Raw genomic sequence first — 18,698 nt, 5'->3', positions numbered from 1 at the left:
GTCAGCTGCCACCGATACCGAGGGCGGTGAGCAGGACCAGGATCAGGGTGAGCACCGCGAACAGCCCGTGTGCCAGCACCACCGCGAGCGGGAAGTGCCGTTCGGCAGGGACGGCACCTTGAGCTCCCGGGCCGGTGGCGGCCGGTGCCGCCCCGGACGCAGTACGGTCGCGGTAGACGGGGATCCAGCGGGCCAGCATCACGAATCCCAGCAGGGCGACCGGCAGCAGCAGACCGAACGCGGTCCAGGCCAGGGCGCTCTTGTCGGCCACGACATAGATGATCCACACCACCAGCCCGACCGCGGCCAGGGCGAAGTGCCCGAAGACGACCGGTGCGGGCAGGCGGCTGGTGCCGGACTGCTGCTGGCGGATTCCGCCGCGTTGGATCCAGGTGCCGAGCATGTAGAAGCCGCCGAGGGCGGTGACCACCCAGGCGATCAGTGCGGCGATGTCCATGGGAACTCCCAAGTGATGTGATGTCGAAGGCTGCCGGGAGCACCGGCGGCCGTGGCGGGTGCGCGGGCCGGGTCACACGGTGGAGCGGGCGCTCCTCGGGCTGCGGTCAGGTGTGTATCCCTCGGCCTGGGTGTTCTCATCGGCGACCCGTACGCCGTAGCGGTAGGCGAGCTTGCCGCCCAGGAACCCCGATACGCCCAGGGCCGCCACACTGATCGCGGACAGGACCAGCCGGCCGATGCCGACGCTTCCCCCGTCGGTGTAGGTGCTGTAGCGCCACAGGAAGTTGACGGCGTAGGCGGCGGTCACCAGCAGGTTCAGCGTCATGTGGACCAGGGCGGTCCGGAAGGCCCGCGTCGCGGTGGGAATGGCGAACAGGTCGAGGAATCCGACCATGGCCGCCAGCAGGGCACCGATCACCCCGACCCCGATCAGCCACTCCGAACCCTGGGTCAGGAAGCCCGGACGGTGCACGACGTGTGAGGCGATGTCGAACACCAGGCTCGTCACCCAGGCACCGATCGGCACGGTCACCAGGATCGGGTGGAACGGGTGGCCGTACGGGCCGGCCAGCGAGGCGCTGACCGGACGCTTCGCCTGCAGATGTGACTGATCAGCCATCGCAACCTCCCACTAGTTTCACCAACAAATCTTGGTTCTATTGGAGGAGGACGTCAAGTGGCCCAGATGATTCGGCCAAAAGAACGCTTGCGCCCACACTGGTGGGAGTTATCGTGGTCGTGTGGCTTCTGATCTGACCTCGCGGGCCGATGCGGCCGACCGCGCCATCGACTCCGTCAGCGCCCTGAGCGAGGACTCGCGGAGGCGCATGTTCCTCTTCATCCGGCGTGCCGGCCGCGCGGTCACCCGCGACGAGGCCGCCGCGAGTGTCGGCATATCCCGCAAGCTCGCCGCGTTCCATCTCGACAAGCTCGTCGACGCCGGCCTGCTCCGCGCCCGATACGAAACACCCGGAGGGATCCGCAAGGTCGGCAGACAGCCCAAGGTGTACGAACCCACCGACGCCCAGATCACCGTGAACATCCCCGACCGGCGCCATGAACTCCTGGCGGACCTTCTCCTGGACGCCGTCCTGACCGAGGGCGCCGACGAAAACGCCACGCAGGCAGCTATACGGACCGCCGAACAGCGCGGCCGCGAGATGGGCGAGACGGCGCGGGAGGAGACCCGCCCGGGCCGGCTGGGCCCCGAGCGCGGACTGACCGTCTGCGAGCGGCTGCTGGATGAGTACGGCTACGAACCCGTCCGGGAAACCCCCACCCAGCTCCGGCTGCGCAACTGCCCCTTCCATCCGTTGGCCGCCAAGGCCCCGGATCTGGTGTGCGGCATGAACCAGGCTTTCCTCTCCGGCTACCTGGGCGGCCTTGAGATCAGCGGGGTACAGGCCGTCCTGGCCCCCGAGCCCGGGGAATGCTGCGTGCGACTGCGCCCGAGTGACCCCGATGCGTGATGGCCGGATGGCTCCCGACCGCTGACGTGACGCCGACCTGCTGCTCCTCAGGCTGACCTTCGGACTGCTGAGGGCCGCCCATGGCTCACAGAAGATCTTCGGGCTCTTCAGCGGTCACAGCCTGACGGCGCGATCGGCAAGGGGTTCGCCGCCCTCGGCTACCGCACGGGAAGCTCTTCGCCGTGATCGGCGGGCTGTCCGATCTGCTCGGCGGCCTCGGTCTAGCCCTCGGCCTGCTGACGCCGCCCGCGGCTGCCGCCCTGATCGGCGTCATGCACGCCCCACGGCCCGTGGGAGGCGGACGGTGGCGTCGCATGCAACGTGTGCATCGCTGTCGTCGCACTGGCCGTCACTGCCAGCCAGCCCGGGCCGGCTGGCTGTCGACCGCTTCTTCCGCTGCGGTAGCGGCGACCTTGGCCTGGGCGGAGTCGCCGCCGCGATCACGCTCAGTCTGTAGACACCAAGCGCGCCCGCCCGCCCGCTCACCACGACCAGTTGGCACTTCCGACGGTGCCATGCTGTGGTCGGGTGATGACCATGGCCGCTATCAGCGCTCCCCCGTAAGGAGTGCGCGGCTGCGGGCTCCCGCCTGGTTGGCGTACTGAGTGCGCGGTAGTGGCAGGGCCCTGGCCGGGTACGGTGTGCCCTGCCCTGCCCGGCCCTACCGTGCTGGTGGAGGCGGAGGGCGGTGGGGTTTTACCCGGTGAATGCTTCGATGAGGGTCCAGATGGCCAGGCCGGCCATGCACAGGGCGCCGATGCGCTGCACGGTCTTGAGCGGGACGCGCTTGGCGATGAACCGGCCGACCAGCAGGGCCAGGGCGGAGACGGACATCAGGGCCGCGGCTGAGCCGATGGCGGTGGGCAGCCAGCCGTTGGTGGCGGCGAGGTTGGCGGTCGTGATCTGGGTGAGGTCGCCCCATTCACTGATGAAGACGGCCATGAAGGCTGTGGTGTAGACGGGCCAGAAGCCGGTGACCGTCTTGGCGGCCGTATCGCTCTCGTCGTCGTCCCCGCCGCGCAGCAGGACGAAGGCTCCGAAGGCGAACAAGGCAGCGGAAACGAGCTTGACGGCCATGATCGGCAGCAGGCTGAGGAGGCTGCCGGCGCCGACCGCGATCGCGACGTGGACGATGAACGCGGTGGAGGTGCCGAACCACACGTACAGCGGCCGCATGCGCGTGCCCATGGCCAGCGAGGCGAACATGGTCTTGTCGGGGAGTTCGGCGAGGAAGATCAGCCCGAAGGCGGTGATGATCGCCAGGGGGTCGAGAGTCATTCCGGGTGCTTTCTGCTGGGGCCGGGCCGCGGGCCTCGTGCGACGCTCAGCAGGGCGACGGGTGAGTCCTCTCGGCCCGGCACGACGGAGCAGCCCGCACGGTGGTGCAGGCCGGGTCATGCCTTGGCCGAAGGTCTCGTCCGCCCCCGCATCGTGTGCGGCGGCCCGGTGGCCGGGACGTCCTGGGACGTCCAGCGTGTCGACCAGCGGTTTGCGGGACTACTCCCCTTCGCTCCCGCCAGTCTACCGGGCAGCGGCCGCATGCCCGGCATCACCTCCCGGACGGCCGGCGGCTGGCTGTAGGGCTGGATAGGTCAGCGTCCTCGGGCGTCTCGGGTCTGTGCCCTGGCTTCGTTCACGCTGGCACCTGCGCCATCAGCGCGGGACTCGCTCGCCGTCGGACGGCTGCCCACACCTGAGCCCCTGCCTGGCCATGTCCGAAGCCCTGGAACTCGCCACCCGGACCTACTCCGCCGAGGTCACAAAGCCCTGCTGCTGCGTCGGCTGACTCGCCCGTATCACCGTCGGCGGGGTGGACAGCGGGCGGCGCCCAAGGGGGAGCGCCGCCGCCCGCCTGACCGCGTGAAGGCTGGTCAGTTGACTGTGAAGGTGCCCTTCATGCCCTGGTAGGCGTGACTGCTGATGCCGCACTTGTAGGTGTAGGTGCCGGGCTTGGTGAGGGTGATGACGGCTTCTCCGGTCGCGCCGGGCTTGACCGGGCTGACTTCTCCGGCCTCCTTGCCGTCGGGGCCGAAGATCTCCAGTTCGTGTTCGTCGGTGCCCTTGTTCTCCAGCTTGAACTCGATCTCCTCTTCGGCCTTGGCGGTGAAGTTCTCCAAGCCCTCCAGCTTGAAGTTCTCGGCTTCGACCTCGATTTCGCGGTCGTAGGCGGCTTCGGTGTCTTCGTCGGCCTTGGCGCCTTCGACGGTGATCTTTGTTCTGATGCCGTCGCCGCTCTGGCCGGGCTTGCAGGCGATCTCGTAGGTGCCGCCTGTCAGTTTCATCTCCATGTCGCGGGAGGTGCTGGGGCCGATGTTCTCGACCTCGCTGATGACCTTGGTGTAGGCGCCGTCGTGTTCGCCGTAGACGTAGACCTCGGTGGTCTTACCGCCCTTGTTGGTGACAGCGAAGGTGGTCTCGCCGGCCTTCAGTTCGGTCTTTGCGACGTCGCAGGCGGTGTCGGTGGCGTTGATGGCGACCTTGCTGTCGCCGGATGTGGAGTTCTCGGTGTCGTTGCAGGAAGCCAAGAGCGGGAGGGTCAGTAGCGCGGCGCCGGCAAGGACGAGAGGGAACGGGAAGATGGCACGGCAGATCTCCGGGGAGCGAGCGGGAAACGGGGAGGGTGGAGCGGGCTTCAGCGTTCGGTCGGCAGTGCCGGACCGGCCGGGGCGGGGGACTTGGCCCGGCCGGGCAGGAAGAAGACGGTCATCACCGGCAGGATGTAGGCGAGCCAGGCGGTGACCTCGAGCCAGCTGGATGCCGGGCTGAAGTTGACGGTGCCCTTGAGCAGGGTGCCGTACCAGCTGCTGGGCGGGACGGCGCCGGAGACGTCGAAGGCGATGTTGTCCAGGCCGGGCAGGACGCCGGCCTCTTGCAGGTCGTGGACGCCGTAGGAGAAGACGCCTGCGGCGACGACCACCAGGGCGGCTCCGGTCCAGGTGAAGAACTTCGCCAGGTTGATTTTCACGGCCCCCCGGTAGAACAGGTAGCCCAGCAGGACGGCGCTGACCAGTCCGAGGCCGGCGCCGATGACGGGGTCGGTGCTCTGACCGGTGGCCTGGATAGCGGTCCAGATGAACAGGGCGGTCTCCAGGCCCTCCCGGCCCACCGCGATGAACGCGGTCACCACCAGGGCCATGGTGCCCATCGCGAGCGCGGCGTCGAGCCTGCCGTGCAGTTCGGACTTGAGGGTGCGGGCGGTCCGGCGCATCCAGAAGATCATCCAGGTGACGAATCCCACCGCGACGATGGACAGGGTCCCCCCGAAGGCTTCCTGGGCCTCGAAGGACATGCGGGAGGAGGTGAAGGTGAGTACGGCGCCGAACACGAGGCTCAGCGCCACGGCGGTCAGCACGCCCGGGTGGAGGAGTCTGTGTCTGCTCTGCCCCCGGAGCCGTCGGTGTCTATTCGGCCTGCACCCGCGCTGTCCGGCACCGGCCAGGCCAGGCCGCTGGGTCTTCACGACTCCTGGTGGACGATCGCCGCGGGCGCTGTGACGGTGTGCCTGGGCCCTGACGGCCTGCGTATGGGTATCCCTGCACCTGCACGCGGATCCCGCCCTGCACACCGCCGCTCTCTTCATCCACCTGGCCTCCCTGGTGCTCGGCTTCGGTGCCGTCATGGTGGCCGACTACTACGGACTGCTGCGGATATCGCGACGGTGCCCCCTGAGCGACACCCTCAGCGCCACCGCACGCCTGCACATCCCCATCGGGACGGTCTCGCCGGACTCGTGCTCAGCGGCACGCTGCTCCATCCAGACCTGGCCTCCCCCCTCACCCGCACCAAGCTGGCACTGGTCCTCACTCTCACCCTCAACGGCCTGCAAGCCGGGCTCCTCAACAGACGCATGGCCCAACACGCAGCTACCCCGCTGCCCCCACGCCTCATGGCCCGGGGCGCCACCACCGCCCTGATCTCCCAGATTTGCTGGTGGGGCGCCGTAGTGATCGGGTTCCGCAACAGCCAGCACTAGCTGTTCTGTCATTCCGCTGCCGCTGACCCACAGGTTCCACAGGGCTGTGTCATCGGTGCCCGAGATGAACCACGCCAGGTGGCGCGTTATTGGCCATGTCCGCGACACACGGTACGGTCGGTGGGATATCGATGACGGCAAGACGGAAGCCGGTGGGAATCCGGCACGGTCGCGCCACTGTGTGCCGCCGCCTTGCGAAGAGGTGGCGGCGAGTCAGACCCGTAGCCGTCGTCATGTGCACCACCGAGATGGGACGCGAACTCCCAGAGGAGGCCCGCCACCACAGCGACCATGCGGCCGTCCGCCACGGAGACACTGTCCAGCCACTGCCCGATGCGCAGGCATAGCTCCTGCACCGACTGCCCGCCGTGGGGTGCTGAGGCCGGGTCGGCGAGCCACTGCGCCACGGCCTCTGGTTCGGCCGCGCCGACGTCGTCGAGCGTGCGGTCCTGCCACCGGCCCACGCGCAGGGCGGCGAGTTCCGCCACAGGCTCACTGTCGTCCAGTCCGAGTGCTGCGGCCGTTTCACGGCAGCGCATGCTGGGAGAGGTGACGACGCGAGCAGGCGAACGTGGCGTTCCGACCGCAGCCCGGGCCCGTGTCCTGCCCCGTCGTCGAGCGGGGTCCGGCCGTCGTCGAAGCGGGCCTGACGCAGCGACGGGTTCGTCGCGGGCGAGATAAGGGTGACGCGGCTGGTCACGCTGTCGCTCCTGCCGTCTGAGTCATGGGGTCGGGTCTCCACCGGCTGGGCACGTGCCCGAGCATGTGCGCAGGCTACCGTTCCATCGAAGTGGGCGATCTTGCTGTGGCCGCGCCGACGACCGGCCGGCGACGGAGCGCGAACACTCAGCCCCCGGGCGGTCGTCGGGATCAGGACGCGGGCAGCTCACTCCTAACGGTGCGTGCCTCGGCGACCAGGTTCTCCAGGGCGGGGCGGGTCTCGGGCCAGCCGCAGGTCTCCAGACCACAGTCGAGGTTGGCCCAGAGTCGTTCGGCGGGGATGGCCTTGAGACCGGTCCGGCGGAGCTTGGCTGCTTCCTCGGTGCTCGGGACGCGCGGGGAACGGATGTCGTAGACGCCGGGTTCGGCCTCGCGCGGGTAGCCGTGGCCGGCCAGTAACCGCTTCATCCGCGCCGCGCACCGGTTGCCTCACCGCTGCGAGTGGCAGCCCGACGCGTGCAGCACCCTTTACGCAAGGCGATGTGTACCTCGACTTTCGACGTTCTGACAGGTCTGGGTGATCAGGCTGCCGTGTCGAGGCTGGCGGCGGCCCATGCCTGCTGGACGGCGCGGATTTCCTCATCGGGGGGCCGAGCTGGGCGGGTTGGCGGAAATCGGGCGGTGATGATCACGCGCCGGAGCTGATCACGGGATGTTCTCGAGTCTTGAAGGCGGTCATGTCGCCACGCGGGCTCCGCCAGGCGATCGAGGCAGTTGGCAGGCCCTCAGTGCTCAACGCTCGGCGTCGCCGTGGTGCCGGGGAGCGGAGAGGGGTGGGTTCCGCGGTCTCGGTCGCGTGTGTCTGCGGAGCTCCAGGACTGGTGGTGGAGTCGGTCGAATCCGTCGAGGAGGAGGTCGAGGGCGAACTCGAACTCGAACTGGTCATCGCAGCCGATGGCGGAGTCGGGGTCGTGGGCGCTGATGGTGGCGATCTCGATGATGTGTGGATATCGCAGGGCGACGTCGCGGAACATGAGCTCGCGCAGTTCGGGGTCGGCGGGAGGCGGGGGCGTGGGGAACACCTCCTGGGTGAAGCCCCACATCCTGCTGCCGAGCGCGTGCATGGCGTGGTGAGTGAGGTCGGCCGAGAGTCCGCCGGTGCGGAAGGTGCCGATGAGGGAGTTCATGTACTCCAGGACCACTGGTGAGGCTTGGCCCCTGGACTCGATCAGCTGCGGTGCCCAGGGGTGATGGAGCAGGGCGCGTCGTGCGGAGAGGATGCGTCGCCGGACTGCTTGCTTCCAGCTCGGATCCTCAGCGGGCGGCTCGATCTCGCCGATGACGATGTCGACCATCCCGTCAAGCAGCTCGTCCTTGTTGGCCACGTGCTTGTAGAGCGCCATCGGCACCACGCCGAGCTCCTGCGCGAGATGGCGCATGCTCACCGCTTCGATGCCGGCGCTGTCGGCGAGTGCGACTGCGGCGCGCAGGACACGGTCCCGGTTGAGGCGGGTCCGGGTGGTGGGCTGACTGGTCTCGGCGGCGGGGTCCGACTGCACCTGGGTGGGGTGTGGAGGTCGGTCACTTGACATGGCGTACAGCGTACACCTACGTTCAATCCGCCAAGGTGTACGCCGTATACCAAGGCTCGTCTGAGAGGCCGCCATGACATCCACCCGCACAACCGCCACCGCCGCCGGTGTTCTCTTCCTGGTCACACATGTCACGTCGGTTACGGCGCTGGCCCTGTACGGGCCGGTCCTCAACAACAAGCACTACATCACCGGCTCGGGCCCCGAGACGCAGGTCGTCCTCGGGGCCCTTCTCGAAGTGCTCCTCGCGCTGGCGATCGTCGGCACCGCGGTCGCGCTATTCCCCGTCGTCAAGCGCACGAACGAATCAGTGGCATTCGGCTATGTCGGGCTGCGCACCCTGGAGGCCGCCGTCATCGCCGTCGGCGTCGTCCCGCTGCTCGCCGTGATAACCCTGCGCCACGATGCCCCCACACAGCCCGGCACCGTCCCTCTCGGGGAAGCAATGATCGCCCTCCACAACTGGACCTTCCTGGTGGGCCCGAGCCTGGTCTGCGGGACCAACACCGTGCTGCTGGCCTACCTGCTGCATCGGTCCCGGATCGTGCCCCGGTTCATCTCCACGCTGGGACTCATCGGCGGTCCGCTGGTGTTCGCCTCGGGGACTGCCCAGATGTTCGGCCTCATCGACCAGATCTCGGCCTGGGCCGCGCTCGCGGCCATCCCGGTGTTCGCCTGGGAAATCTGCCTCGCCCTCTTCATGCTCATCAAGGGCTTCCGGACTCCGCTCGACGAGGCACACGCCGCCCCGGCGCCCATTCCGAGCACCCTCCAGCCGACGGCGTTGTAGGCAGGCCCGTGCGGTCGGCCTGTCCCGGCGACCGCACGGCGCGACTCCGCCTGCACAAGAACTTCTTTCTCAGCAACAAGTTGAGGTCGCGACTACACGACCGTCACCGCCGAGCTGCCGCGTGCGCCGGTCCTGACGTCCTGGCGGCCCAAGCTCCCGCGGCAAGGTCTCTCGACTTTCGACGTTCTGACGAGTCTGGGAGTTCACGCCCGCGTAGTCGGGGCTGGCGGCGGCCCGTACGCGGTCGGGAACCAGGCCCGAGTCCGTCCGGCCTGCGGCAAGGTGATGCGGTCGACCAGCCCCTCGGCGCACAGTCTGGTCAGCCTGCGCCTCGTCTGCTCAATCCGCACCGAAGGGGCGATCACCCGGTGCATCTGCTCGGTGGTGGCCATTCGGTACTGCGTCAGCACCGCCAGCGCCAGCCGGTCTCCGCTGCCCGCGTCCACGCCGATCATCACGGATCCGCTCGCTTCCCATCCGGTGTGGCACCGGCCTGTCCAACGCCGCGCGTGCCGGACAGGCCAGCAGCCGGCCCCGACCAGAGCCCCGACCGCGAAAGCCTGACCACGGTCACGAAGCGACAACGCCTCCGTGGACCAGGCCGTAATCCCCGCCGACAACCGGCCGCACCCGCTCGTCCGCCCGCCCGCAAACCGGCAGGTCACCACGCTGCTCGGGCCGTGGTCGGGAGGCCGACATTCCCTCTACGCCCCCGACTCCACGTCCCACAGCAGGAAGAAAGAGAAGTGGGTGGGTGGGACAGGTCCCGGGCGGCGGGCGAGGGGATCGGGGCGCCCTCGGCCGGTTGCGCGTCGGCGGGGCCGCCGCGCCCGCGCCGCCGTCAATGCGGCGGTGGCGTCATGTGGGGGACGTCGGTGGGGGGAGAGGTCGGGGCGGGGGCGGTGCAGGCGTGCGGGGTGGCGCCAGTGGCCGGAGGCGTCGCGGGCGACGTCGACGCCGGCTTCCACCACCAGCTCGGGTTCCACGAGCGTGACGTCCAGCGTCTCCCGGCTGCCCCACCCTGCGGAGAACGACCAGCCGGTCCAGGGATGGTCGTGCCGGGCCGGGGCGAGCAGGTCGGCGACCGTGTCGCTGGCCGCCTGGGTGAGGTTGGTGGTGCGGCCCGCGTACCGCAGATATCCGTCGTCGTCGGATCTGCCGAGCAGCAGCGTGTGGGGAGCGGCCGGGCTGCCGGTGACCGCGCCGACGATCGCCTCGGTCGTCTCGTGAACCTTGTACTTGTGCCAGCCTCTTGCCGCCGGGTGGTAGGCGTCGTCCAGCCGTTTGAAGACGATGCCTTCCATGCCGACGGCCGCCCACGTCAGCCACTCGTGCACGGTGCCCGGGTTGGTGGTCGACGGGCACAGCGTCCACGGCGCCGACAGGTGCCGGGCGGCGAACACCGACTCCAGCGCGGTCCGGCGCCGCCGGTACGGCCAGGCGGTGGTGTCGGTCCCGGACAACCGCAGCAGATCGAGGGCGACGAAGTGCGCCGGCCACTCGCCTGCGGCCCGGGCCGCGCCGGCGCCGCGCCGCTGGAGCCGGTTCTGCAGCCGCTCGAAGGCGAGACGTCCCGCGGCGTCCCATACGACCAGCTCGCCGTCCAGCGCGGTCGCGTCCGGCAGTTGCGCGGCCCCAGCCTCAATCTTTCCCTGTGTGGTCGCCGGCTCCCGAGGGCCGGGTGAGCGGCTGGTCGCACGCCCTGAGTTAGACCCTATTACGAACGCACTTGACTGTCACTCTGCGGGAGTTATAGCTTCTAACGAAAGCGCCAGCTGCTAACGAAGCTGGTCGAGTCGAGGGAGGTCGTCATGAACGCCGCAGCGATGGTCGAGGTCGTACTGCCGGGAAAGGCCGAGCCGGAAGGGCTTCAGGTGCGCCACGGCGCCGTCCCGACCGCCGGCCCCGGCCAGGTGGTCGTCCGCATGGAAGCCACCGGTGTCTCCTTCGCGGAGCAGCAGATGCGCCGCGGCCGCTACTACGACCAGCCGCCCTTCCCGTTCGTCCCCGGCTACGACATGGTCGGCACCGTGGCGGCGACCGGCGAGGGTGTCGATGCGGGTCTGGCCGGCACCCGGGTGGCCGCGCTGCTGAAGATCGGCGGCTGGGCCAGCCACGTGGTCCTCGACGCCGCCGACCTGGTGCCGGTCCCGGACGGGATCGGCGCGGCCGAGGCGGAAACTGTGGTGATCAACGGCATCACGGCCTGGCAGATGCTGCACCGCAAGGCCCGCGTCCGCGCAGGGCAGACCGTCCTGGTGCACGGAGCCAACGGGGGAGTCGGCTCCGTCCTGGTCCAGCTCGCCCAAGCCGCCGGGGCGAACGTGATCGGCACCGCCTCCGCACGCCACCACTCCGCCCTGCGGGAACAGGGAGTGACCCCGATCGACTACCGTACGGCGAACATCCCGGCCCGCGTCCGTGAACTCGCCCCACGGGGCGTGGACGCCGTCTTCGACCACGTCGGAGGCCGCGGCATCGTCGACTCCTGGCACCTGCTCGCCCCCGGCGGCACGCTCGTCTCCTACGGCAGCGCCTCCACCCGTGACGAAGAGGGCTCCAAGCAGTGGCCCGTCCTCAAGCTGCTGGGCCGGGTATGGCTGTGGAACACGCTGCCCAACCGCCGCCGTGCCTACTTCTTCAACGTCTGGGCCGGGCGCGCCCTGAACCGCGGCCGTTTCCAGGTCCGGCTGCGCAACGACCTCACCGAGGTCTTCGAAGCCCTGCGTCGCGGTGATATCACCGCCCAGATCGCCGCCGAACTGCCCCTGACCCAGGTCGCCGAGGCGATGCGGCTGGCCGAGTCCGGGACCGTCGCCGGAAAGGTCGTCCTGCACGCCTGACGCATCACGCGGAAGCCCGCACACACGCACCCCCGCAGGTCGCACTGTTCGCGCGCCCGCCGCACTGTCCCCGCATCCCCTCCGCGCCTCGTCACGGCGCGAACGCCCTCAGGAGAAGCCCGTCATGCCCAGGCCCAGACTGCGGACCCACATCCGACGTACTCTGACCACCGCTCTCCTCGCCGCGGCCACCCTCGCCACCCCGGCGGCCGCCGCTCCCGCACAGCCCCAGATGGCCGCCCCCGCGAGCCGGATCAGCTGGAGCGCCTGCTCCGACGCGGAGTTCCAGGGCATGCAGTGCGGCACGCTGCGGGCCCCGGTCGACTACGCCCACCCGCGCGCCGGCAGCCTCAGCCTCGCCCTGGTCCGCCGCCCCGCCGACGAGCAGGCCCACCGTAAGGGCACCCTCCTGCTCAACGACGGAGCCGGCGGATCATCGATCGAACAGCTCCGCCTCGCGATGCGCATCGGCTTCCCCTCCTTTGCCGGCGCCATGAGCCGCAACTTCGACCTGGTCGCCGTCGACCCGCGCGGTGTGGGCCACAGCACGCCGATCCGCTGCACCAAACCCCTCAAACCGGCCGGAGTCACCCACTTCCCGCACAGCCAGGCCCAGTTCGACACGCTCGTCGCCCACAATCGCGCCTTCGCCGCCGACTGCCTGCGCGAGAACGGCCCCCTGGTCGCCCACACCGACCTGACCAGCACCGCACGGGACTTCGAAGCCGTACGCACCGGCCTGGGCGAGAAGCAGCTGAACTGGTACGGCATCCACTACAGCACCCTGCTCGGACGCACCTACGCCGACCTCTACCCCGGCCGGCTGCGCACCATGGTCCTGGACACGGCGCTGGACGACACCATCACACCCGTCGAGCGCATCCGCCGTGAAGCAGCCACGGCCGAAGAGGCGTTCAACCGCTTCACCGCCTGGTGCGCCGCCTCGACGGACTGTGCCCTGCACGGCAAGGACGCCGCGGCCGAGTACGACGCCCTCGTCGCCCGAGCCGACCGCGCCCCGATCCCCACCGCCGACGGCAGCCGGACCCTGACCGGAGAGGACATCCGCACCGCCACCCAGGACTACCTGACCCTCTCCGGCGTCACCTGGCCCGCCCTCGCCCAGGCCGTCGTCAAGGCGAAGGCCGGCGACGCGAGTGACTTCACCTACGAACCCGACGACACCCTCGACCCCGTCCAGGTCCAGATCCCCGCCTGCCTGGACACCGCACGTCCCGTGACCACGTTCGACCAGCTCACCCGCCTGCGCGACGACCTGGCCCGGATCTCGCCGCACCTGGGCGGCGCCGTGCGCTCCTGGACCGCGCTCACCGGCTGCCTCGGCTGGCCCGTCCCCGCCCACCCCGTCGCGGCCGGGACCCCCGTCCACGGCGCGCCCCCCGCGCTGATCGTGCAGTCCACCCACCAGGCGCTCGCCCCGCACAGCGCGGGCTTCGCCATGGCGGCCCAACTGCCCGGCAGCGTCGTCCTCAGCCGCGAAGGCGACGACTACAGCATGTTCCTGCTCTCCCAGTGCGTGCGCGACGCCACCAACCGCTACCTGACCACCCGCACCCTGCCCGCACCCGGCACCACCTGCACCGACTGACACCACAGCCCGCCGGCACCACCGCTCCCCACCACACTGATATGCGAGGAACCATCATGACCACCACCGCCTGCATCCGGATCCGCCTGCTCCTCCCCGCCGCCGTGGCCGCCCTGGCCGTCAGCGCGACAACGGCCGCAGCATCCACCTCGTCCGCCGCCCCGGCCGCTCACTCGGTCACCTCCCCGGGCCACCGGGCGGCCGCCAAGAACCCGAAGGCGATGCTCGACGCGTGGCTGCGCCTGTGGAACGGCGACTACACCCAGGCGCCCGGCATCATCTCCCCGGACTTCACCGTGCACGCCGCCCTCCTCGACGGCGGCGACGGCAGCAGCATCCGAGGCGCGGACGGCCTGGTGGCCTGGATATCCCAGACCCGCGCCGCCTTCCCCGACCTGCACTTCTCCCTCCAGACCGCCCCCCTGACCGCCGGGCACCGCGCCGCCGTGCGCTGGACGGCCACCGGCACCTACGCCGGCGGCTTCCCCGGTGCCAAGGCCCAGCCCGGCACGACCGTCACCTTCACCGGCACCGACACCCTGCGCATCAAGGACGGCAGGTTCGTCGAGTACTGGCTCAACTCCGACACCCTCCAGCTCCTCACCCAGCTCCACGCACTGTAAGCACCACCCGCGCCGCCCCGCCGCCCTCACCGACCGCATGGCCGGCGTGGGCGGCGGGGCGCTGCGTGGCAGGCGGTGCCCTCGGCTTCCTCGGGGTCCTGCGCCTTGCCACGCTCTTGGGGGCCGTGCGCGGGGCGGCATGCGCGGGGTGACTCGCGGCACCCGACGTCCACCCCAGCCGCCATTACGCGAGCCTGCCGGACGACGTGCGGGACCCGCTCTTCACGCCAGGGGACTTCTCGGAGATGTGGCTGTCGGGAGCGGACTCGGCCGGGCATCGGCAGCCGCGCAACATGACGCGTCAAGTCGGCGCTGAGTGACCGATGACGGTCCTCCTCACCGTCGCCCAGAATCCGGTTCGGGGCATGGCACACCTCCGCACTCGCCCCGAGCACCACCAGGTTACGACGCCCCCCATACGCCCCCTGGACACCGGCCGCCCAGGGCCCGAACACAGCTCGACTTCCGAGCCCTACTGCAAACCCGCGGCAGCTGCTTGCGGTCGCACCATCCCCGCTCTCGTCCGTCAACCCTGCGACGTTGCCCGGTGCTTGGCGGATTTGCTCCGTAGGTGGCGAACGGCGGCCGAGCATGCAGGGATGCGATCAACTTTGGAGATTCGGGAATGCCGCGTACGTCCTGGTGCCCAGTTGGTGTCGTGAAGCCCCAAGCTGGTGGTGATGATCGCCCCGCCGGTGGTCAGCGACATGGCGGTTCGAGCCGGGCTGTCCTTCCTCGCCCGGCCCCCAGGCCGGCGAGTGACTCACCCAGTATTCGGTTCTGCCCGTCACTACCCAGGTCGGGGATCAGGTGCTCCATCTGCGACATCGGAGTATCCGCAGAAGGTCATGAAAGGGCGGTTCGGTCTGGGGTACTGGGAAGGGAACAACGGCGTCACGAGAGATGCCGTCGATGCATCACCGGAAGCGGAGGTGACGATGAGGTACGACGAGTTCCTTGCCCGCGTACGCGAGCGCGGTGAATACGGCAGCCAGGACGAAGCAGCGACGGTCACCGAAGCCGTCCTGCGGGTGCTGGCGCAGCGGATCAGCCCTGGCGAGGTCGACGACCTCGCCTCGCAGCTGCCCGGACCGCTGGGGCAGACGCTGGCCGACGCCAAGCCCGAGCAGGCTGAGAGTTTCGGGATCGAGGAGTTCTACCGCAGGGTCGCGGAGGCGGTCGGTGCACGGTCGCGTACCGCGGAGTGGGATGCCAGTGCGGTCTTGACTGCCGTCGCGGACACGGTCAGCGGCGGTGAGTTGAACCAGATCATCAGCCAGCTGCCCTCCGGCTACGCCGTTCTGTTCGGCAAGGCCGACCTCGCCAGCTGACACCGCTGCGGCCGGCCGGGCGCTGGGAAGCCCTGGCCGGCCGCAGCCGATTTCGGTGCCGGCCAGGGCCCGCCTCGTGGGCCCTGGTGTCAGGCCGGGGATCCTCCCGAGAGGGAGCTGGACAGGACCGTCCTGGGGATGTTGTCGTCCGGTGCCAGGCGCAGATGGGCGCTGATCTGCTTTCCCGTCTCGCATGCTGCGACGACGACTCTGTCGCTGACCGTGTGCACCAGGTGCAGTCCGTGGCCGCCGACGCGCTGCGGGTCGGCGTTGTGCACAGTCGGTATTTCGGGGGAGCTGTCCCACACGCTGATCGTCAGTTCGTCTCTGGACAGCTTCAAGGTCATCGCGCAGGGGCCGGGAGCGTGCCGGATGGCGTTGGTGACCAGCTCGCTGACAACGAGTTCCGCGTCCATGCCCAGGTGGGCCGGCGCGGGGCGGGGGCCGGTTGGCAGGGCGTGGGCGAGGAAGGCCCGCAGGGCCTGACGCGCGTCGGCAGCGTGGGCCGCGCCATGGGCCCAGACTGCGCTGCACTGCAACGTGACGTGCTCGTCCATGCCCTGCTCATCCGCCTGATTCCTAAGCGGGATGACCATGCGGGGCTCTTTCACTGTGTTCACCCGTGGGTGGCTTTTTCGACCAGCGTGTACCCGGGTGTCACTCGCGCACACTGTTGGCATGTCCTGGCACTGTCATCCGGGTGCGCTGTTCTGCCGCAGGCGAGGCGTGGCGGGCATCGAGCCGGGCCCCGGCGGGGGCGCATCCACGGGTCAGGCCCGGTGGCGGATGCACAGCTGCCTGGTCTGACCGGTTGAGGAGGCGGCTCTCGCCTGTCTTCCCAAGCGAGCCCCTGGCGGGAGGCAGCCGACGCGGCGTGGCCGGGCAGCCGGCTCCCGCCTGCACTCACGCTCTCGCCCTCTCCACGCCCCGTACAGGGCCTGCCGCAGAGGAACAGGGGCACTCGGCCGGTTGACTTTGGGGCCGAGCAGCCGAGACGCTCACCCTGTCGACAGCAACCCTGGCACACAGCCCGGCGAGCGGTTGCAGGTGTGCAGCACCATCGTGGACAGCCAGACCGTGGTGGCGGTGGCGGGCGAGGTGGACCACCTGACCGCAGCAGGCCTGGATGACGCGCTGCATGCCGCCGTCATGAGCGGCGCCGCCTGCATCGAGGTGGACTTCAGCCGGGTCACCTTCTGCGACTGCGCCGGACTGACCGTCCTGCTGGCAGCCCGTCGGCACTGCCAGCAGGCGGGGCTGCGGTTCGCCGTCTCCGGCCCCCTGAGCCCTGTGGTGAAGCGGTTGGTACAGGTGACGGGGACAGGTCCGGTGCTGCTGCGGGAGTCTGATCCGGTGGACGGACCAGCACGAACGGTGTGACACTTGCGGCGCCCGGTGCGCTGTCACCGGTAAGCCGTGATCACGGCTGGGCCATGACACGCTCCCCCCGTGCGGGTCATGGTCTCCGGGGCGGGCAGGTGCAGTCCCCCGTCACCTGCCCGCCCCCTTTCCGCGAACGGGAGAGAACTGACGATCAGGCCGATCCGGTACGTTCTGCCCGCACTTTCTGGGCCACGTGACGCAGCTTGAGGTTGTGGTGCTGGGAGATGCGGCGCAGCACGCTGAATGCGTCGTCCTCGCTCAGCCGGTGGCGCTCCATCAGAATGCCCATGGCCTCACCGATGGCGTGCCGGCTCTCCATGGCATGCTCGAGTTGGTCGATGGTACGGGCGTCAGCCAAAGCGACTGCGGCGTGCCGGGCCAGCAGCCAGCCCGCGGTCTCGATGTCCTTGCCGAAGGCTCCCGGCCGGCGGGCGTACAGGTTCAGCGCGCCGAAGTCCTCATCGTGGGTGTAGAGCAGCACGCCGGTCATGCTCCCGATGCCCGCCGCAGTAGTCGCCGTGCTCCGCCCCAGCAAGACCGGGCCAGCGCCCACCCATCTGGGGGACATGGCCGACCAGCTCGCCCAGGGGGTACGCCAGCAGTGGGAGGCCGAGGCCCGACTGCGCCGCCTGAACGACCCTTTTCCGCTACCGGTCGCATGGGAGGCGGCCGACCCGGACCTTGTCGAATCGTGGACTTACCTGACCAGAGCTGGCCAAGGACTGGCCCGGCCAGTTCCCCGAAGCCGACTCCGTGTGGGCTCTCAGCCCGGCAGAGCTGGCCGGCAAAGGGGGCGACATCATCCAGGTCTTCGAGTGCGTGCCCACCCGCCGCCTGATGGTCCTAGTGCGCATAGGTTCACCGGTTTGCTGTTCACTCGGGGGTGTGGGGTGGACTTGGATGTCCGAGAACGTCCAAGCGGCGCCGCGAGGTTGTGATGGCAGATCAGGCCAGGTCGGGAGACTGACCGATCAGGAAGGTCGGCAGTCCCAGCGGGTGATGGTGCTGCTGGCGTTCGTCAGGAGGGAACCGGCTTTCGGTGATCTCACACCGGGGGCGGGCCGATGAGGACCATGGTCAATCGAATAGGTTGCGGTTCTGGCGCACGAAATCGGCAAAACCGAGGGCTGCACGGCCCGTGAGGTCGGCCACGGTTGAAGTGACAGTCTCGGCACCGCCGTCGCGGTAAGCGCGGGCAACTCCTATTAGGGCATTGACGTGGAACTCTGGTATCCCGCGACTTAGCATTGCCGCGCGCGCTTCGTCGTCCGGCAGGCCCACGTAGCGCACCGGCTTGCCGAGGATGTCGGAAAACTCTTCGGCGGCTTCAGCGTAGGTCAGCGCCTTCGGCCCGGTGAGGTCATAGACGCAGCCGTCGTGGCCATCAGTGGTGAGAACCCGCGCTGCAACACAGGCGATGTCGCCGATGTCGATGAAGCTTATGGGGGCGGTGATCAATGGGAGGCTGAACTCCCCGGCCTCGCGGATGGACGGTTGGCGCAGGAAGTTCTGCAGATAGAAGTTGGGTCGCAAGATCGTCCAAGGCAAACCGGACGTAACCAGCGACTGTTCGACAGGCTGATGTAGCCGGGCGATCGGTGTGAGTCCTTCGTCGGCCCGCCAGACCGACAGTTTGACCACCCGAACACCCACCGCAGAGGCGGCTTCCAGCATGTTGAGTTCGTGCGTCGTTTGGGCGGGGCTCGTCGCGCCGAGAAGGAATACGGCCTCGATGCCATCGAGTGCAGGACCGATCGTGTCCGGCATGGTCAGATCGAGCGTCACTGCCTGGCCGCCCGACTTGATCACCTGAGTCGTGGTGTGCGGATCACGGTAAGCCGCCCGCGCGGCCACGCCGTCGGCATGAAGACGAGTGAGGAGAGCCGTTCCGACGTTCCCACTCGCGCCAGTCACCAGAATCATCGTCACATCCTCCAGGCGATAGCAGTGAGTATGCCAAGAATCG

18 protein-coding genes, 4 pseudogenes and 1 riboswitch are annotated in these 18,698 nt (G+C 69.3%); of the genes and pseudogenes, 9 read left to right on the top strand and 13 right to left on the bottom strand.

Annotated elements, in window-relative coordinates; translation table 11 throughout:
* Nucleotide 1: 1 nt before the first annotated feature.
* Together ACWGJM_RS21220 and ACWGJM_RS21215 are read right to left on the bottom strand one after the other, a co-directional pair.
* A complete protein-coding gene (locus ACWGJM_RS21220) occupies nt 2-457 on the bottom strand; it encodes a hypothetical protein (RefSeq protein WP_453413225.1) in 456 nt (151 codons plus the stop codon).
* Between the two features lie 72 nt (nt 458-529).
* Nucleotides 530-1,078 (bottom strand): DUF2231 domain-containing protein, encoded by a 549-nt coding sequence (locus ACWGJM_RS21215; RefSeq protein ID WP_453413224.1) that lies wholly within the window; start codon nt 1,076-1,078, stop codon nt 530-532.
* A 121-nt stretch (nt 1,079-1,199) separates the two neighbouring features.
* Here ACWGJM_RS21215 and ACWGJM_RS21210 point away from each other — a divergent pair, with 121 nt between their 5' ends.
* Together ACWGJM_RS21210 and ACWGJM_RS21205 are read left to right on the top strand one after the other, a co-directional pair.
* Nucleotides 1,200-1,928, top strand: coding sequence for a helix-turn-helix transcriptional regulator (locus tag ACWGJM_RS21210; RefSeq protein WP_453413223.1), 729 nt, complete (start codon nt 1,200-1,202; stop codon nt 1,926-1,928).
* 37 nt (nt 1,929-1,965) lie between these two features.
* Nucleotides 1,966-2,385, top strand: a pseudogene (locus ACWGJM_RS21205) (DoxX family membrane protein).
* A 239-nt stretch (nt 2,386-2,624) separates the two neighbouring features.
* On the opposite strand, the gene ACWGJM_RS21200 reads toward ACWGJM_RS21205, so the two are convergent.
* From ACWGJM_RS21200 to efeU, 3 genes are all read right to left on the bottom strand, one after another.
* Nucleotides 2,625-3,206 carry a TMEM165/GDT1 family protein gene (locus ACWGJM_RS21200; protein ID WP_453413222.1) on the bottom strand — a complete coding sequence of 194 codons (582 nt, stop codon included), beginning with the start codon at nt 3,204-3,206 and terminating at the stop codon, nt 2,625-2,627.
* A 593-nt stretch (nt 3,207-3,799) separates the two neighbouring features.
* Entirely contained in the window at nt 3,800-4,453 is a 654-nt protein-coding gene (locus ACWGJM_RS21195; protein WP_453413221.1) for a cupredoxin domain-containing protein, read from the bottom strand.
* Nucleotides 4,454-4,560: 107 nt separating this feature from the next.
* Nucleotides 4,561-5,508 (bottom strand): iron uptake transporter permease EfeU, encoded by a 948-nt coding sequence (efeU, locus tag ACWGJM_RS21190; protein WP_453413220.1) that lies wholly within the window; start codon nt 5,506-5,508, stop codon nt 4,561-4,563.
* A gap of 150 nt (nt 5,509-5,658) precedes the next feature.
* Here efeU and ACWGJM_RS21185 point away from each other — a divergent pair, with 150 nt between their 5' ends.
* Nucleotides 5,659-5,901, top strand: coding sequence for a hypothetical protein (locus tag ACWGJM_RS21185; protein WP_453413219.1), 243 nt, complete (start codon nt 5,659-5,661; stop codon nt 5,899-5,901).
* A gap of 97 nt (nt 5,902-5,998) precedes the next feature.
* A riboswitch (cobalamin riboswitch) is annotated at nt 5,999-6,146 on the top strand.
* Between the two features lie 90 nt (nt 6,147-6,236).
* On the opposite strand, the pseudogene ACWGJM_RS21180 reads toward ACWGJM_RS21185, so the two are convergent.
* The 3 genes and pseudogenes from ACWGJM_RS21180 to ACWGJM_RS21170 all read right to left on the bottom strand — a co-directional run.
* A pseudogene (locus ACWGJM_RS21180) lies at nt 6,237-6,452 on the bottom strand (histidine phosphatase family protein); the annotation flags it as partial.
* Nucleotides 6,453-6,771: 319 nt separating this feature from the next.
* A pseudogene (locus ACWGJM_RS21175) lies at nt 6,772-7,017 on the bottom strand (5-methyltetrahydropteroyltriglutamate--homocysteine S-methyltransferase); the annotation flags it as partial.
* Nucleotides 7,018-7,346: 329 nt separating this feature from the next.
* Entirely contained in the window at nt 7,347-8,153 is an 807-nt protein-coding gene (locus ACWGJM_RS21170) for a TetR/AcrR family transcriptional regulator (protein ID WP_453413218.1), read from the bottom strand.
* Nucleotides 8,154-8,226: 73 nt separating this feature from the next.
* Between ACWGJM_RS21170 and ACWGJM_RS21165 the strand changes: the two genes are divergently transcribed.
* Entirely contained in the window at nt 8,227-8,943 is a 717-nt protein-coding gene (locus ACWGJM_RS21165; protein ID WP_453413217.1) for a DUF4386 domain-containing protein, read from the top strand.
* 203 nt (nt 8,944-9,146) lie between these two features.
* Here ACWGJM_RS21165 and ACWGJM_RS21160 read toward each other — a convergent pair whose 3' ends face one another.
* A complete protein-coding gene (locus tag ACWGJM_RS21160) occupies nt 9,147-9,398 on the bottom strand; it encodes a replication-relaxation family protein (protein WP_453413216.1) in 252 nt (83 codons plus the stop codon).
* 249 nt (nt 9,399-9,647) lie between these two features.
* Entirely contained in the window at nt 9,648-10,538 is an 891-nt protein-coding gene (locus ACWGJM_RS21155) for an ATP-dependent DNA ligase (protein ID WP_453413385.1), read from the bottom strand.
* 216 nt (nt 10,539-10,754) lie between these two features.
* Here ACWGJM_RS21155 and ACWGJM_RS21150 point away from each other — a divergent pair, with 216 nt between their 5' ends.
* The 4 genes from ACWGJM_RS21150 to ACWGJM_RS21135 all read left to right on the top strand — a co-directional run bounded on the left by ACWGJM_RS21150 (nt 10,755) and on the right by ACWGJM_RS21135 (nt 15,349).
* Nucleotides 10,755-11,786, top strand: a complete 1,032-nt coding sequence (locus tag ACWGJM_RS21150; protein WP_453413215.1) for a medium chain dehydrogenase/reductase family protein — start codon at nt 10,755-10,757, stop codon at nt 11,784-11,786.
* 124 nt (nt 11,787-11,910) lie between these two features.
* Entirely contained in the window at nt 11,911-13,395 is a 1,485-nt protein-coding gene (locus tag ACWGJM_RS21145; protein WP_453413214.1) for an alpha/beta fold hydrolase, read from the top strand.
* 56 nt (nt 13,396-13,451) lie between these two features.
* Complete coding sequence (locus tag ACWGJM_RS21140) at nt 13,452-14,018, top strand: ester cyclase (protein ID WP_453413213.1); 567 nt, start codon at nt 13,452-13,454, stop codon at nt 14,016-14,018.
* A gap of 938 nt (nt 14,019-14,956) precedes the next feature.
* Nucleotides 14,957-15,349 carry a DUF2267 domain-containing protein gene (locus ACWGJM_RS21135; protein WP_453413212.1) on the top strand — a complete coding sequence of 131 codons (393 nt, stop codon included), beginning with the start codon at nt 14,957-14,959 and terminating at the stop codon, nt 15,347-15,349.
* A gap of 89 nt (nt 15,350-15,438) precedes the next feature.
* On the opposite strand, the gene ACWGJM_RS21130 is transcribed toward ACWGJM_RS21135, so the two are convergent.
* Nucleotides 15,439-15,906 carry an ATP-binding protein gene (locus tag ACWGJM_RS21130; protein WP_453413211.1) on the bottom strand — a complete coding sequence of 156 codons (468 nt, stop codon included), beginning with the start codon at nt 15,904-15,906 and terminating at the stop codon, nt 15,439-15,441.
* Nucleotides 15,907-16,411: 505 nt separating this feature from the next.
* Here ACWGJM_RS21130 and ACWGJM_RS21125 point away from each other — a divergent pair.
* The gene (locus ACWGJM_RS21125) at nt 16,412-16,729 is read left to right on the top strand and encodes an STAS domain-containing protein (protein WP_453413210.1); all 318 of its coding nucleotides are present in this window, start codon (nt 16,412-16,414) and stop codon (nt 16,727-16,729) included.
* Nucleotides 16,730-16,883: 154 nt separating this feature from the next.
* Here ACWGJM_RS21125 and ACWGJM_RS21120 read toward each other — a convergent pair.
* Together ACWGJM_RS21120 and ACWGJM_RS21115 are read right to left on the bottom strand one after the other, a co-directional pair.
* Nucleotides 16,884-17,240, bottom strand: a pseudogene (locus ACWGJM_RS21120) (GAF and ANTAR domain-containing protein); the annotation flags it as partial.
* Between the two features lie 569 nt (nt 17,241-17,809).
* Nucleotides 17,810-18,655: an SDR family oxidoreductase gene (locus ACWGJM_RS21115; protein ID WP_453413209.1), complete on the bottom strand. Its 846-nt coding sequence runs from the start codon at nt 18,653-18,655 to the stop codon at nt 17,810-17,812.
* Nucleotides 18,656-18,698 lie beyond the last annotated feature (43 nt).

The organism is Streptomyces sp. NPDC054834, assembly GCF_053611185.1.
This window is presented reverse-complemented; position numbering and strand designations above follow the sequence as displayed.